Source organism: Paenibacillus sp. FSL R7-269 (assembly GCF_000517865.1).
Classification (GTDB): Bacteria; Bacillota; Bacilli; order Paenibacillales; family Paenibacillaceae; genus Paenibacillus_AQ.
The window spans coordinates 99398-114962 of record NZ_ASPS01000006.1 but is presented as its reverse complement, the minus strand read 5'-3'; the positions used below and the strand labels follow the sequence as shown (position 1 = coordinate 114962).

The 15565-nt window shown below is 56.6% G+C and carries 9 protein-coding genes; 1 reads left to right on the top strand and 8 read right to left on the bottom strand.

What is annotated here, in order from left to right; genetic code table 11:
- Nucleotides 1–157: 157 nt before the first annotated feature.
- The 8 genes from C162_RS02320 to C162_RS02285 form a co-directional block, all read right to left on the bottom strand.
- A complete protein-coding gene (locus tag C162_RS02320; RefSeq protein WP_036690828.1) occupies nucleotides 158–1729 on the bottom strand; it encodes a glycoside hydrolase family 3 protein in 1572 nt (523 codons plus the stop codon).
- A gap of 30 nt (nucleotides 1730–1759) precedes the next feature.
- Complete coding sequence (locus tag C162_RS02315; protein ID WP_036690826.1) at nucleotides 1760–3694, bottom strand: DUF4838 domain-containing protein; 1935 nt, start codon at nucleotides 3692–3694, stop codon at nucleotides 1760–1762.
- A gap of 326 nt (nucleotides 3695–4020) precedes the next feature.
- Nucleotides 4021–5187, bottom strand: a complete 1167-nt coding sequence (locus C162_RS02310) for an N-acetylglucosamine-6-phosphate deacetylase (protein ID WP_036690825.1) — start codon at nucleotides 5185–5187, stop codon at nucleotides 4021–4023.
- Nucleotides 5184–5960, bottom strand: a complete 777-nt coding sequence (locus C162_RS02305) for a glucosamine-6-phosphate deaminase (protein ID WP_036690823.1) — start codon at nucleotides 5958–5960, stop codon at nucleotides 5184–5186. Before C162_RS02305 ends, C162_RS02310 begins: the two co-directional genes overlap by 4 nt.
- Nucleotides 5961–6006: 46 nt before the next feature.
- The gene (locus C162_RS02300; protein ID WP_051493154.1) at nucleotides 6007–9063 is read right to left on the bottom strand and encodes a CBM96 family carbohydrate-binding protein; all 3057 of its coding nucleotides are present in this window, start codon (nucleotides 9061–9063) and stop codon (nucleotides 6007–6009) included.
- Nucleotides 9064–9138: 75 nt separating this feature from the next.
- A complete protein-coding gene (locus C162_RS02295) occupies nucleotides 9139–10707 on the bottom strand; it encodes an extracellular solute-binding protein (protein ID WP_036690822.1) in 1569 nt (522 codons plus the stop codon).
- Between the two features lie 43 nt (nucleotides 10708–10750).
- Nucleotides 10751–11620, bottom strand: coding sequence for a carbohydrate ABC transporter permease (locus C162_RS02290; RefSeq protein ID WP_036690819.1), 870 nt, complete (start codon nucleotides 11618–11620; stop codon nucleotides 10751–10753).
- Nucleotides 11621–11635: 15 nt separating this feature from the next.
- Nucleotides 11636–12601 (bottom strand): ABC transporter permease, encoded by a 966-nt coding sequence (locus C162_RS02285; RefSeq protein ID WP_084648785.1) that lies wholly within the window; start codon nucleotides 12599–12601, stop codon nucleotides 11636–11638.
- Between the two features lie 261 nt (nucleotides 12602–12862).
- On the opposite strand from C162_RS02285, the gene C162_RS02280 reads away from it, so the two are divergent.
- The gene (locus C162_RS02280) at nucleotides 12863–15157 is read left to right on the top strand and encodes a helix-turn-helix transcriptional regulator (RefSeq protein ID WP_036690818.1); all 2295 of its coding nucleotides are present in this window, start codon (nucleotides 12863–12865) and stop codon (nucleotides 15155–15157) included.
- Nucleotides 15158–15565: the final 408 nt, after the last annotated feature.

Below are 15565 nucleotides of genomic sequence, written 5' to 3'. Positions count from 1 at the left end.
AAAGTGGCGTAATTAACAATTGTGGCTTCTTCCCTGCAGAAGCCGCATTTCCTGGGCAACCTCCTCTGGCTTCGCGGTTACGGGAACTGTCGCTTCTACGCTCACTTCACACTTCAGCGGTACGAGCTGGCTGTTCACTTTACGGAGACGTTCTTCATTAACCGGCTGTTTCAGGCCTCTGAATAAGCACTTCCGCTAGAGCCTGAAGCGAATAATCGGAGGTGGAGCATAGCAGAATGCTTCCGGCGTTATGCGGCAGGTGAGCATCGTCATACGGGTTACGCAGCACCAGGTTCAGCAGCGGTCCTGCAGCGGCAAGCTGTGCGGCAAGTTCGAGCTGTCCCTGGAACAGATGGGCATTCAGCGTTCCTTGAATCACGAAATTTCCGGCGGCCTTGGCAGATAAGTCTGCAATCTCCGCAGCTTCAGGCTTCATGCTGCAATACGCAACCTGCACGGATAAGCCCCGGGCTTCCAGTAACGCAGCCAAGCCGATGTCACTACCGCCGGAGTTATCGGCGATGGTGAGCTGCTCCTGGCGCGGCAATATTAGCATATATTGATGCGTGGCAGTCAGCGGCAGCAATTGCTGCGGATCGCGGCTGATCTTGACCGTGCGGCGTGCATATTGCAGGGCCGCCTCATTCCAGCTCTCACGCGGGATGGGACGGGCCGCCGCTTGATACTGCTGGAATTTGGTATAGAGCTGGAGGATACGGTTGACCGATTCGTCAATTCTGGACTCTTCGATAACGCCGTCCAGAACAGCCTTGCGGATGCCGGCCATGACACGCTCCTGGAATTCCGGGGTATGACACATCAGAATCATGTCATTGCCGGCCAGCACCGCCAGCACTCCCACCTCATCTGGATTGAAGTTCTTCTTGATCGCTCCCATCTCGATGTCATCGGTGCAGATGACACCCGCGAAGCCCAGACGCCCCCGCAGCAGCTCTCCGGCGAAGAACGGGCTGAGCGAAGCAGGCAGCCCCTGCGACTCGGGAATAGCCGGAAAGACGAGATGGCCCATCATGATCGAATCGGCCCCTGCTTCGATGGCACCGATGAATGGCAGCAGCGGCCCGTTCATTAATTCCTCTATTGTGAGTTCGCATTCTGGCAGGACAACGTGGGAATCCCCGCTAACTTGTCCATGACCGGGGAAATGCTTGGCCGTCACGGCTACCCCCGCCTCATGCATTCCGCGGATATATGCCTTACCGAAGGCGGCTACCGTTTCAGGGTCTTCGCCGAAGGAGCGCACGCCTACGACCGGATTATCTATATTCGTATTCACATCCAGCACCGGTGCCCAGTTCATCGGAATGCCGAGTGCGTGGAGCTGGCTGCCAATGATTTTACCCTGGAGATAAGCGCTCTCAGCATCCAGGCTTAATCCGGCGGCACGGTTGCCGGGGATGTAAGGATAAAAGGTCTTGAACTTGGAGAGCGTGCCTCCCTCCTCATCGATCGATACATAATAAGGCTGCGGAATGCCGGAGTCTCCGGCAATGGCCTGAACCTCCGCCATCAGCTTCAGCGTCTGCTGCTCATCCTTAACGTTATGGGGGAACAGGCCAATCCCGCCGAACCGGTTCTGGGACATCCGTTCACGGTACTCTGGCTCCGCCGCTGTGGAGGGGGTTCCGACCACACACATCAGGGATATTTTGTCCTCCAGACTCATGGCTGCCGGATCTTGTAGTGAATTTACTTCATTCAGCTGCATAACTGCTCCATCCTCCTGTCGGTTTGTTTGCTAACCCTCGCTGTGGACAAGTCCCAGCTCTTGATAGAGCGTCTGCTCCAGATAATCATGCAGATAAAAGCGTGATTTCACGAAGTGCTCGGCCATATCCCGTGGCTGGTATTGCAAAAGAGCCTCCAGCATCCGGGGCCGGACCGCTTCGCGTCCGTTATGGTTACGTGTGTAATTGTTCAGCAGGGAGCGCCATTCCGCGCTGTCGCCCGGGTACAGCTCCCAGCGGTAGGCATACTTGTGGATTGCCCTGGAGCGGTCGGTCGCTACCTCGAAATCGTGCATGATTGCGATTAGTTCAGCGTAATCCTTATTCTTCTGGACATTATCAATCAGCTTCCAGATGATATCGTAGTAATCCTCCAACAGGTAATTGCCAAGCTGTGCATGGCCTGTATCTGGAGTTATTCCATGGAACAGCTCCAGGAAGCGGTCGATGAACGTATCGGCATCCGCATGCCGGTTCCAGGTGAGATCGGCATGAAGGAGCATCGGGTACCAGGTGGTCTCGAACACGCCATAAGGAACGCCAAGGCTGAAGGGACCAGTCCAGTTCGTTGCCACCATACAGCGGATATCCAATTGCTCTGCGGTCTCTGCCCACTGAAGGAGATTGTCGGTCCGGTTATCAATCACCGGGTAGTTCTGATGCTCCGCCCAGTCGAAGCTGCGGACCGCAGGAGCACCCATCACCTCAATGCCCAGCGCCCTGAACTTATTGGTCAGGGAAGTGACTTCCGCTTGTATGTTGCGGCCGTTATAGATCCAGATCATCGCTGCACTGCGCGGATCAAGCTTCGCCAGCTCTTCAGGCGGACACTTATCCAGCATGTCATGCCAAAAGATCGCCTGCCGTCCCCGGCTGGCCGTGAATTCGATTAGGCGGTTCAGGAAGGAGATAAAAGCCCGTTCCCGCACGCCGCCGAACGCTTCCCGGCACGCTTCACATTCACACAGGCTGTAGACCTCGTCACAGCCGAGATGGATATAACGCGATCCGGGATGGGCATCCATCATCTCCGCCAGCAGGCCGGTGATTAGTTCATAAGTCTGCGGATGGGACGGGCAGATCTCGCCGGTAGACTCCTCGGTCTCCCGCAGATGCTTCCAGGCATCATGGCGCAGCACATACTCGAGGTGGCCGAAGCTCTGCTGCAACGGGATAATCTCGATATAATGCTCATGGGCCGCAGCCTTGAGCGCCTCCAGCTGTTCCCGGCTAAGCGAGTGCTGCGGATGAGCGAATTCCCGGTGCGTGCTGAACGGGAACTTGTCCTCGTATTCTATGAGCACCGCGTTCGTCTTGTAGCGGGAGAACTCAGCCAGATATAGGGTCAGCCGCCCCGGCTTCGAGAAGGTCTGGCGCAGATCGAAATTCATCACTCGCAGCTCCGTATCCGGCCAATCTGAAATAGACACCGCCGGAATATCGCTATCACCATGCAGGCTCTGCAATTGGAGGAGTGTCTGCAGGCCGTAATAGAGCCCGGGGGCGTCCAATGCGCGGATAATGGCTCCGTTTGCACTAACCTCTAGAATGTAGCCTTCCCTCCGGCCCTTCAGCGCGGACAGCTCCGCCTCAGCAAGATTAGAAGCCGAAGCCCCGCCGTTATTCAGACCAGCTTCTCCAGGCGCGGCCCAGGCGGCATCCTGCCTGGAAGCTCCGGGTTCAGTGTGCGTTGAAGTGCTCCCAGTGATCCCAGTGCTTTCAGTTTCCTTGCTTTCCGCAAACCCCTCAATCAGCAGCGAGTATCCCTCACCTGCTTCCGGAGCGGCGGAGGTGACTTCCCGGCCGGGAAAAGCCCGCCGGCAATGAAGCCCCAGCCGGGGGTCTTCCACTTCCATAGCCAGCCGCAGAAGGACTTCCCCGCCTGCCCGCCATGGCTTCTTGTCTGTCATCCTTATCTGCTTCGGCTCGGGTATTAAGCTAAGCATCGCTCTCTCCTCCTAGTACCTCGTCTGGTTAATTTTATGGATCGGATCAATAAGGCGAAGCTACCGCGCCACCCCGGTCCGAATGTAATCGATTTTTCGATTACATTTGGCGTATGCGTCGCCCCCGGTCCGATTGTAATCGGTTTTTCGATTACATTTGGCGTATGCGTCGCCCCCGGTCCGACTGTAATCGGTTTTCCGATTACATTGGGCTCACGCGTCGCCCCCGGTCCGACTGTAATCGGCTTTTCGATTACAATGGGCCTACGCGCCGCTCAGAGTCCGACTGTAATCGGTTTTTCGATTACATTTAGCCCATGCGCCGCTTAACCCTTACCGGCCGCTGCAAGCCGGCCGTTCTTCCATACCGCCTGGATCTCCAGGTCTCCGCCGCCGTTCTTGCGGAAGCCGATCAGATCCGCTGGCCTACCTGCGGTAAGTCCGGCAGCCTGCGGAAGTTCCAGCAGTTCGGCCGGGTGAACCGAGGCGCAATCGATGGCGTCCGCAAGCGGCACCAGCCCGGCCCGGGCCAGGTAGGCTACCTGGTCCGCCAGCATCATCGCCGATCCGGCCAGCAGCCGTGGATGGCCGGCCAGATGCAGCCGCCCTTCCGGCGTCAGCACTACGTCGCCGCCGATATGCAGCCGGTAGGCCCCCGGTGCCATGCCGCTCAGCGAGACGGCATCGCTGACGAGAATCGCCCGGCTCTGCTTGACCCGCAGAATCACCTTCAGCAGGGCATCCGGCAGATGGCAGCCGTCGGCAATCATGCAGCCATACAGCTCATCGGCAGCCAGCTGCTCCCACAGATAGTGAGGATGGCGCGGGAGTGTAAGGTGTGTGCCGTTGCCCAGATGAGTGGACATCACCGCGCCTGCGGCCACTGCTTGCCGGATCTGATCCGGCGAGGCGGCCGTGTGTCCGATGGAGACCCGGATGCCGGAGGCGCTACACCGGGAGATGAAGGCTGCGGCTCCCGGCCATTCGGGCGACACAGTAATGATCCGGATCAGTCCCTCCGCCGCTTCCTGCCAACGGCAGAGTGACTCCCAGTCAGGCGGGCAGATATGCTCCAGGGGATGCGCCCCGCGCGGACCATCCTCCGGCGACAAGAAAGGCCCCTCCAGATGGATGCCTGCGATCTGCCCGGCGATATCCGGCTGTATCTGCACGGCTTCAGCAATCGCGGACGCCGCCTGGGTAAGCTGGTCCGGCCCATTGGTTATCAGGGTCGGGCAATACGAGGTGACTCCCCGGGCCAGCAGGCGGCGTGAGAGTCCGGCTACAGTCTCTGGTACAAGCGGCAGCGTATTGAAGTCCAGGCCCCAGCCGCCGTTCACCTGCAAATCGACCAGCCCCGGCGCAAGCCAGGGCCAATCTGCCATATGCGGGTTCTCGGCCAGCGTATGAACCGCTTCAATGACTCCACCGTTAACGTGGACCTCAATCGGCAGTCCGGTTCTGTAATGTCTTCCCGAGATCACACCGTTCATGAGCTGAAGGCATCCCGGTCCGTGAACAGCGTAATGGCGGGATGTGTCCGCAGTACGCTCGCCGGACACGCGGTACTTATCGGACCATGAAGCGCAGCCTGAAGCGCGGCCCGCTTAGCCAAGCCGGGAACAATGGCGAACAGATGGCGGCCTGCCATCAGGGCAGGCACGGTTAGCGTCAGCGCATGGGTAGGTACATCGTCCAGGCTGGCGAAGCAGCCGTCATTTACCTGCTGTGACCGGCAGGCTTCGTCTAATTCGACCGCTTTAACAAGCAGCCGATCGGCGAAATCGGCTACAGGCGGATCATTGAACGCAATATGCCCGTTCTCCCCGATGCCGAGACAGACGATATCAATAGGAGCTTCATTCAGCAGCGCCGCGTATCTCCGGCACTCCTCTTCAATATTGCCCGTCCGGCCTAGCAGCTCGATCCGTCCGGGATTGACTCTGCTGAACAACCGTTCCTGCAGGTAGTTGCCGAACCGCTGTGGCGCATCTTCCGGCAGGCCGATATATTCATCCATATGAAAAGCGTGTACCCGGGACCAGTCAATCCCCTGTTCCTTCACCAGCCCTTCATACAACTCATTCTGTGACGGAGCCGCTGCAAATACGATACGGACCGGAGTCGTGGACTGCTTCTGCAAGTCTCTGATGCTATGCCCGACCGCTCCTGCGGCCGCTGCTCCCATCTGGCTGCGCTCGTTATAGACGAGAACACGAATACGCTCTACTAAATGCTCCTCTGCCGGAATGAACCTCTCTTCCATGATGAGCCCTCCTCCTTATGGGGGCGGGAAGACCGCCCCCTTTCTGTTACATTCCGCTATTAACCAACAAATAAGGCTTGTTATCCGAATTCTCTGAACTGGCCAGCGTTACAACGATTCCCGATGTATTAGGATCACTCCACTGGAAGGTTGGTGTAAGCCCCGCTGCCGTTGCCGTAAGCACATAAGAAGTTACATCCGCACTGTACCACCCAGCCCCGGTGACCCGGACCGTTCCGAGGTTAGTTCCGCCGCTGACGGGACGTTTATTCCACGTAATGCCGTTCTCGGTCCACTGCGCTCCGGTGTACCCTTTCAGTGCAAGGGTAACCGGAGAAGCCGGGGCAGCAGTGACATACACGTTCATAGTTACGGTCTGCACCGCCGTCCCGGAGAGATTCAGCTCAGCCTTCATGAAGGCGATGCGGTCCCCTCCGCCCTGTCCATTCGGCAGATCGGCAATCTCCAGCACAGGCTCCTGCCCGAAATTAACGGAGGGCTGATGCTCATGGACATAAGCATCCATGGTCACCGGAACCACCGGATCTGCCAGAGCACTTTTCTCGATACGCAGCAGATACAGATCCACGGTTCCATCCTCGTGATAGACTAAGACCGGCACATCAACAGGCTCTGACCCGATCGTAACGGACGCAGCCGTTCCCGATGCCACGGTCATCCCGTTAATCCGTACTGCATCCGTTGCCTTGGCGGTAACCGGGGTGACCTGTAACGAAGATACATTGCTTTTGACTGTTACGGTATAGGCCTTGTCACCCGCCGCGAAAGGCTTGTCCCACTCTCCTACAGATAACGTTAATCCGCTAAGCCCGCCATGCGGCAGCAGCGCCGTGGTGTGAGGCAGGTCATGGGCGCTGGCGTAGTAATAACCGGGAGCCTGAACTCTTCTCGGCTCGAGCCCGGCTTGACGGCCGGTCGGAATCGCCTCCGAGGTGAAGGCTGCCCGTCCATCCGCGCCCGTAACTGCCGCTGCATAACGGCCCGCCGAATACGTGAAGCGGCCTTCTATTGCAGCTCCTGTAAGCACTTCCCCTGTCGCATAGTCACGCACCTTCATCGAAGCTTCCGCAGCGGCTCCAGTGTAGGAGAGCTGCATATCCGTCACAATCATCGGCTTAAGCGCCGTACTGCCGGTGACAGCAGACACTTCACCAGATAACGGGCCGATATTGCCCGCCAGATCGCGGGCAGCCACCCGGTAATAGTAGGTGGTGTCCGGGAGCAGTCCCTTGTCCTGATAATTCAGGCCCCGGGCAAGTCCGGCGATATCCGCAGAGGTTGGCGTGAAGCCGGAGACCGTGCTGCGGTAGATGATGTAGCGATCTACCTCTAAGTTGTCAGTCGCCATTCCGTAATTCAGCCGGATGCTCTGATACTCACTGGCAACAGCGGTTGGAGTACCCGCAGGTGCAGATGGGGCTTCATGGTCTTCCGGCGCTGTCCAGAATACGCCGCCCGGTCCCCAATACGAAGGCAATGCCCGGTAGGAATCATAGTGATGGACAGCAATTCCGCCGAAGGAGCTGCTTAGCCCGGAAGCTGCATTGACCTTATCCAGCTCGGCTTCCATATGGGTGCGGCCTTCCTCCTGGAAGGTAATCGTCTCCGGGTCGCCGCTGTTTGCGATATCCAGCGTCTCCACTCCGATGACTACAGAATTCGGCTTGCCGATGGCCTCGGCATAGGCCAGCTCACCGGCAGCCCCGGCAATGATGCCTGCGGTTCCGTCTGCGGAATCGCGGTAATCCATGATCGAGATATAATCGGAGATGTCCTGGATATGCTCAGACAGCCATTTCGTTGTGCCGTTCCACTGGATATTCGCTCCCTGCTCGGAAGAATCGTACCATTTGGGTACAGCCGGGCCGAAGGGCAGCCGGATACCGGCTGTATCCCGACGGTCAATCATTTTGCGCAGACCATCCAGGTATTCGTTCTGCAGGAACTTGCTTGGAGCTTTGAAGTCCGGGGAAATATACGGCTCGATGTCCACGTTGATCCCGTCAAACTTCTCATCCTCCTCCGCCGCTAGATTGTAGTTGATAATCTGCTCAATCTCCCGCACGGCATGATGGTGGTAGCGCTCATAAGCGCCCATATAAGCCGGGGAGGTTCCGCCCGCCACAAGGGCATGAACACTTAAGTTCCGCTCATGCGCCCAGCGCATGAAGGAGCGCAGCTCGTCCTCCTGCTCCTCCAGCGCCCGGTATCCGGCATAATTGCCCACAGCCAGATACAGGGTCGTGACCGGCTCTGATCCAAAGGTCGCGGTGTCCGTTACGAAGGACTCCAGCACCTCACGCGAGCCCGGATTCAGCAGCAGCTTATAGCTCTCCGGCTCCCAAATCCACATGGCCCGGTCCTGATCCGGCAGAGGAACCGCAGGCTCATGGGTACCGGCACCGACCTGCGCATAGACGGTCGCACTGTAGCCGTAGCGTCCGGGCGCATTCGCGGCCCGGGCCTCCAGGCTGATCGTGCGGTCAACGATGCCTGCCGTACTCCATGAATATACATATTCCGTGCCGTTATAGGCGGCTTGCTGCCACGGTCCCCGGTTCACCCGGACCTGCACGTCCGAGACCGGCGTAGCCGATTCTGCCTGAACGGTGACCGCCACCTGTCCAGTCACAGCAATCCCTTCGTCCGGACCGGTAATCGTCACTACTGGCGCAACACCTGCGGGGTTGTTGGCCTCAAGGGTTACGGAGGAACTCCACACTCCGTAGCGGGTGGTGGTATCCAGCCCGCGTGCCACCAGCTCCACCTCACCGCTATACCGGGAGGTGTCGAGCGTATAAGACCAGCTGCCGCTGTCATCCCCGTCCGGGTCCTCCAGCAGCGCTTCGAACTGGGCCGTCCCGTTCACATATAACCGGACATCATACAGTCCGGTATAGGTGCCGCTGACCTCCACCGGCCCGCCGGAGGAGACATATCCCCCGGGCGGTTCATCCAGTGTAATGGTGCCTGCGGCCCGGGCTGTGCCCGGGACCGCCACTGCTGAAAGAACCAGAATCAGACCTACCAAGGGTAGAATCCATCCAAACCGTTTACCAGAGCCGTGCAGCCATTGCTTCATAAGCGGCGCCTCCTTATAATGGTCAAGCGAATACCCTGAATGCCTTGCCTGTGCTTCAGCGGTTCTGCCCTGCAATTACTTGCTGCTTAATTGAATATTCTGAACGCGGTCATACGCCTCCTTGTAAGTCGAGAGCAGTTTGTCGACGCCCAGATTATTGATCTCCTCAACATATTTATCCCAGTCCTCCAGCTTGCGGGAGCCGGTCACGAACTTGGCGAAGCTCTCATCGCGGTGCTTCTTGATCGCCTGTCCGGTGATCGAGATGACTTCATTCTCCTTCTCGGTGAAAGCCGGACGCGGCTGCATGTTGGCCGGATCATACTTGACAGCCTCTTCATAAGCATGCTTCAGGTCAGCCGAGAACAGGGACAGATGGGCATTGAAGTCAATCCACGTATACGTTCCGCTGGTCTGAAGTCCCGTCTGCTTCCGCATTTCAATCACATCGGTGAATTCCGGCTTGAACTTGATCGTCTCGCCTTCCTTCACATACGTCTCGCCTTCCACACCCCAGCTGCTGAGCATCCGGCCTTCTTCCGAATAGAAAAAGTCCATATAACTCATGATATCTTCGATATTCTTGGAGGTTGAAGCTACCGTCAGGCCGCCCTCCATGTAATGGAAGTAAGGGTTCAGCTGCTTGCCGCCTTCAAGCCCTGCGGGAGGAGCCATGAACTGCATATTGAATTCCGGATTCTCCTTGCGCATCGCATTATTGAAGAAATCCACCCGGCTGATGTAATCCACGGTTACAAAAGATTTGCCGGTAGAGACCATATCCTGCCACTGCTTGGTCTGCAAGGACAGGAAGTCCGGCGGAATCAGCCCTTCGTCATAGAACTGCTTCCACATGCCGACCATTTCCTTGTAGCTGTCCTCAGTCGGCCCATAGCGCCATTCTTTTGCATCGAAATCGTAGTAAGCCCCTTCGCCTGTCCCATAGTTGACCGTCATATTCGCATTCATCTCATCCGGGATCTGGCCGTAACGGACCGACAGCGGGTAACTGTCCGGGTATTTGGCCTTCAGCGCCTTAAGGGCCGTATGCAGCTCATCATAAGTAGCAGGAGCCTTAATCCCTTCCTTGTCAAAAACATCCTGGCGGTACATCCAGATCATCCGGTTCGTCTCCCCGAAGCCCTGGTTAGGGAACATATACATTTTGCCGTCGGCGGAGAGTGCCGCCTTCGCCTCATCCGGGTACTGCTTCATCCAGGCGGTCAGATTCGGCAGCTTGTCCATGTACTCCATCAGGTCTACGAGTGCCCCCTGCTGGCCGAACTTGTTCGATTCCTTGCGGTTGGGCATGTACATCAGATCCGGCAGCGCATTGGAGGCCACCGCCAGGTTCAGCGCTTCAGCCAGCTTCCCGGAAGGCGTCTGCACCTCCAGGGTGGCGCCGGTCTGGTCCTTGATCCAGCCCCACACCGGCCAGTCCTTGGAATACGGAAAGGTTGGGTTGTTGTCCAGCAGTGCGGTGAAGGTATGTGCCTGCTTCGTTCCCGCAGTGGCGGCTCCAGCTTCTCCGCCCGGTGCAGCCGTGGCAGCAGGTGAGGCATTATTGTTATTGCCCCCGCTGCAGCCGCTCACCAATATTGCCGCTGCCGCGAGGGGCAGCAGTACAGACTTCCATGTGCTCATTCATCATCTCTCCCTTTAGTAGTGGTTATGGTTCAGGGCCGGATCAGCCCTTGACTGCACCGATCATGGCGCCTTTGACAAAATACTTCTGAACAAACGGATATACCGTGAGGATCGGCAGAGTAGAGACCATAATCGTTGCATATTTAAGCGACTCTTCAACCACCTGGTTGTCTCCCCCGATTCCGGTCACATCCCCGGAGCTTGCGCTTCCCGCCAGCACCAGATTGCGGAGCAGCACCTGGAGCGGGAACAGATCCGGGGTGCGCAGATACAGCAGCGGATAGATGAAGTTATTCCACATTCCCACGGCATAAAACAGGGCAATGGTGGCGAACGAAGCCTTCGACAGCGGAATGATAATGCGCATGAATATCCCGATATCATTCAATCCGTCCATTCGCCCGGATTCCTCCAGCTCCTTGGGAATGCCGGAGAAGAAGGTCCGCATCAGAATCAGATTCCAGGTGCTGACCGCGCCCGGCAGGACCATGCCCCACACGGTATCCACCATATCCAGGGAGCGGACCACAAGGAAGGTCGGGATCATCCCGCCGCTGAAGAACATCGTGACGACGATCAGCATGGTGAAGGTCCTGCGCAACGCCATATCGCGGCGGGAGAGCGCATAGGCTCCGGTAGACGTAACCACCAGCGAGATCAGAGTGCCGAGCACGGTGTAGATCAGCGTGTTTTTGTAGGCCGTCCAGATCTTCGGGTCTCCCAGCACCAGCTCGTACATCTTCACATTGAAGCCCTTGGGCCAGAACGAAACCGTGTTCTTGATGACATTGACATCGCTGCTCAGAGACACCGCAAGCATGTGCAGGAACGGGTAGAGCGTAATTATCACAACCATCAGCAGAAAGAACGTGCTGATCACATTAAACCAGGAAATTCTCGGTGATCTCATCACCACACCCCTCCTCTACCATAGACTTGTCTCACTGACACGGCGGCTGATGTAATTGGCGCTATAGATGAAGATCAGGCTGATGATGCCCATGAACAGGTCAATGGAGGCACCGTAGCTGAAGTTCCCCTGCTCCATCCCGACCCGGTACACATACGTGCTGATGATGTCGGCCGTATCGTAGATCGCCGGGTTCTGCATGAGGAACACCTTCTCGAAGCCAATCTCCAGCACCTTGCCGATATTCAGAATCAGCGTGATGACAATCGCCGGTGAGATGCCGGGCAGTGTGACATGCCATATTTTGCGCATCCGGCTGGCCCCGTCCATGTCGGCTGCTTCATAGAGCTGCGGATCGATTGCCGTCAATGCCGCCAGATAGATGATGGTCTCCCAGCCGATATGCTGCCAGATCTCCGACAGAACATAGATCCCCCGGAACATTCCCGGCTCATTCATGAAGTTAATGGGTCCGATTCCGAAGGTGCCGAGCAGATTGTTAATCAGTCCGCCCGTCGGTGACAGGAACATAATAACCATGCTCGCCACAATAACGTTGGAGATGAAGTGCGGCAGGTAGCTGACGGTCTGCACGAATTTTTTGAACGCGGCCTTACGGACTTCATTCAGCAGAATCGCCAGGATCACTGGAGCCGGGAAACCGAACACCAGCTTGTACAGGCCCAGGAGCAGAGTGTTCTTCATCAGCGGCCAAAAGTCAGGATTCTCAAAAAACATCCGGTAATACTTGAACCCCACCCAGTCGCTGGCCCAGATTCCTTTAAACAGATTATAATCCTTAAACGTAATGACGAGGCCGAACATCGGTGCATACCGGAAAATCAGATAGTAGAGCAGGCACGGCAGGAACAGCAGCCATAGCGTTTTGTTATGGTTCCAGGTCCGCAGCAGACGCCCTTGACGCCGGTATGGAGTTTTTTCCTTTCGCAGGTTGTCAGGTACTACACTCGTTTGAGCCATAGGCATTCCCCTCTTGTTCTTAATGATGCAGCTCACTTAATGTCAGCTTACTTCCCCTCTGCTTCCGGGGCTTGTCTCCGAATTATAGCGGCAACCCTTTGGAAAGCGCTATCAGCATGTTATATAACTTTTCTCCCGATCTGCATATTTCCCGGTTAAGGTGTATAAATCGGTAAAAGTGCATATTGTGCGTGTCAGCTTTGGGCCGCTATGATAGGATAAAACGATAACCAAGCGGCTGCACCTGAAGGGGGAATACATATGAAGAGACCGCTTACCAGCCAATTTGCCCTTAGCGGCCTGTTCGTTAAGCTCATGCTCAGCTTCCTGAGTGTCATCCTGCTGCTGGCTTCATTCAATCTGTTCTCTCATCTATATCTTAGCGGGAAGGTCTATCAGGAGGTGGTCCGGCAGAACGAGCAGAGTCTGAAGCAAGCGGTGGACGGGTACGAGAATCACTTCCGGCTGACCCAGAATATGATTCTGGCGCTGACCCAGTCGGATACGTGGACGGCCAATCTGGGCATTCTCAGCCATCTGAAGGAGAATCGGCGTTACGATATTGTCAGCGAGGTGAAGTCCGATCTGATGACGCTGAACGGGAACCCTTTTCTGCATATTGAGAATTTCATTCTGCATTTCAAGGCGGAGGGATATGTGCTTGAGAAAGAGGGGCTGAGTACCGCGGCCGATATGTTCGGCAAGTATTATTACAGCGGGGAATATCCGGCGGACTTCTGGAGCGCTCAGACCATGGACAACCAGTATCTGAAGGTCCTGCCCGCCGCCTCCTTCACAGAGACTACGATGAATTCCTCGCGTCCGCTCGGGCGGCTGATGCCGGTCATGATCAAGGCCATTCCTTATGAAGAGGTCTACGGCATTGTGATGCTGAACCCGCAGCGGCTGGAGCAGGCGTACGGGGATTCCGGGAAGAATCCCTTCTATATAATGGATGCGCAGGACCGTCTGCTCTTCTCCACCGCAGAGACGGAGCTGCCGGCTCTGGAGTATGCCGTTACTGCAAGCTCACATGAGCGGATCGGGGACAACTATTATTTCTATCAAAAAGGGGCGCAGACCGGCTTCACCTACGTCCGGGTCACCGAGGTTGCCGCCATCGCGAGCGGGCTGCGCGGCATGCGGGTGCTGCTCGCCGTTCTGCTCACTGCTGCGGTGCTGGTCAGTCTTCTCTTCTCCCTCCTGTTCAGCTACCGGCTGAACCAGCCGCTCCAGCGCCTGATCGCCGCGTTCGACCGCAAATCGGGCGGCGCTCCCGGCAAGGTGAGCAGCGTTAAGGAGTTCGCCATTATCGGCGACCGCCTAAGCTCGATTATGGAGAACAACCGGTTCATTCAGAACGATCTTGCGAATAAGAACTCGCTGGTCCGCCAGTATGCCTATACCCATAAGGTTAAGAATATTCCGTTGAACGCAAGCCTTGGTGAGCTGGAGGATGCCCTGCATTCCGAGCGCCCGTATGCCTCCATCCTGTTCAAGCTCAGCTTCACCCGCCTGCCGGAGGAGCCTGAGGAGCACACGCTGGCCCTATGGCAGTTGATTCAGCGGCTATTCACCGGGGAGGAATCCGAGAACGTCGCCTTGCAGCCGGAGCAGGATCTGCTCTTGCTGCTGCTCTTCGATCCCGGCCCGCAGAGCGGCATTCTTCAAGTGCTGGGCACGCTGCAGGAGCTGCTGGCAGATGAGCCTTCCCTCTACCTCACGATAGCAGTCAGCCCGGTATATTCAGGGGAAACACCGTTTACGGATGCTTACCATAACTTGTCCGGGTTGCTGAAGGAACGCAGACTGAACGGGGAGACACAGATTATTGTAGAGCCGCGGGCCTCGTCGGCCAAGGCCATTCATCTGAAGGTCACACACGGGGAAGAGCTGCATACCCTGCTGCAGTCCGGCAGCGAGGAAGCGGTGTTCGGCTGGCTGGACCGCCAGCTGGAGCAACTGCAGAATAAGGATGCCGCTGCGGAGGATTTCCGGGCTTTTGCTGCGGGTGTATCAGAACAGACAAGCAAAACAGTCATGAAGCTGAATCTGCCGGAGCTTGAAATAGGGCTGGTTGCGGCTCTGTCCGGTGAGCCGTTCGCCGCCTTCTATTCCTCGCAGCAGTATAGTGAATGGCTCCGGGAGATTGTGACTCCGGTACTTGCGGTGATCCGCAGCGGCGCGGAGACCCGGGACCCGGTCATCAGCTTCGTGCTAGAGTATCTGGACAAGCACTACGGGGAGGACATTAATCTGAACCTTGTCGCCGACAAGCTGAATCTGACCCCCGGCTATCTGTCGAGCATCTTCAAGGAGAAGACCGGCATCAACTTCAGCGAATATCTCAACACCCTGCGGATTGAACAGGCCAAGGCGCTGCTGATGAACATCGACCTGCGAATCCAGGATATCGCACTTCAGGTCGGCTACCAGAATGTGAACTCGTTCATCCGTATGTTCAAGCGTGCCTCCGGCTTAACGCCGGGTGAGTACCGCAAGCGGGCTGCCGGGGATCTGCCGGTACAGGCTCCGGCTTCGGGGGAGGAATTATAGTTCTTTCTGAAAATATAAGAATTCTATGTCTCGCTGAAACGGCACCGATTGTATTCGGATTTCCGCATACATTAGGCCCGCCCGTCTCTTCGATAGCAATTGTATTCACTTTTTCACATACAATCGAGTGTCTTAGAATTACGTGGAGGAATAAACAAGCGTGCCCCAATTACTGGCACGCTTCATGGAACAACGATTACGGGCAAGGATCTTCCCCGCCCATATAAATACGGATGACCGCATCGATATATTGCATAACCTCGGTAGTCGTTCCGTACACCCGCGTAGACTGTCCCTCCTGCTCCCATTGTAAACCCTTCACTATACGTCAGGGTCAAGCTTGAGAGTTATGGGATCACCTATCGTCACCTGATTTTTTAGCAAACAAGTGAAAAAACGTACCTTCAT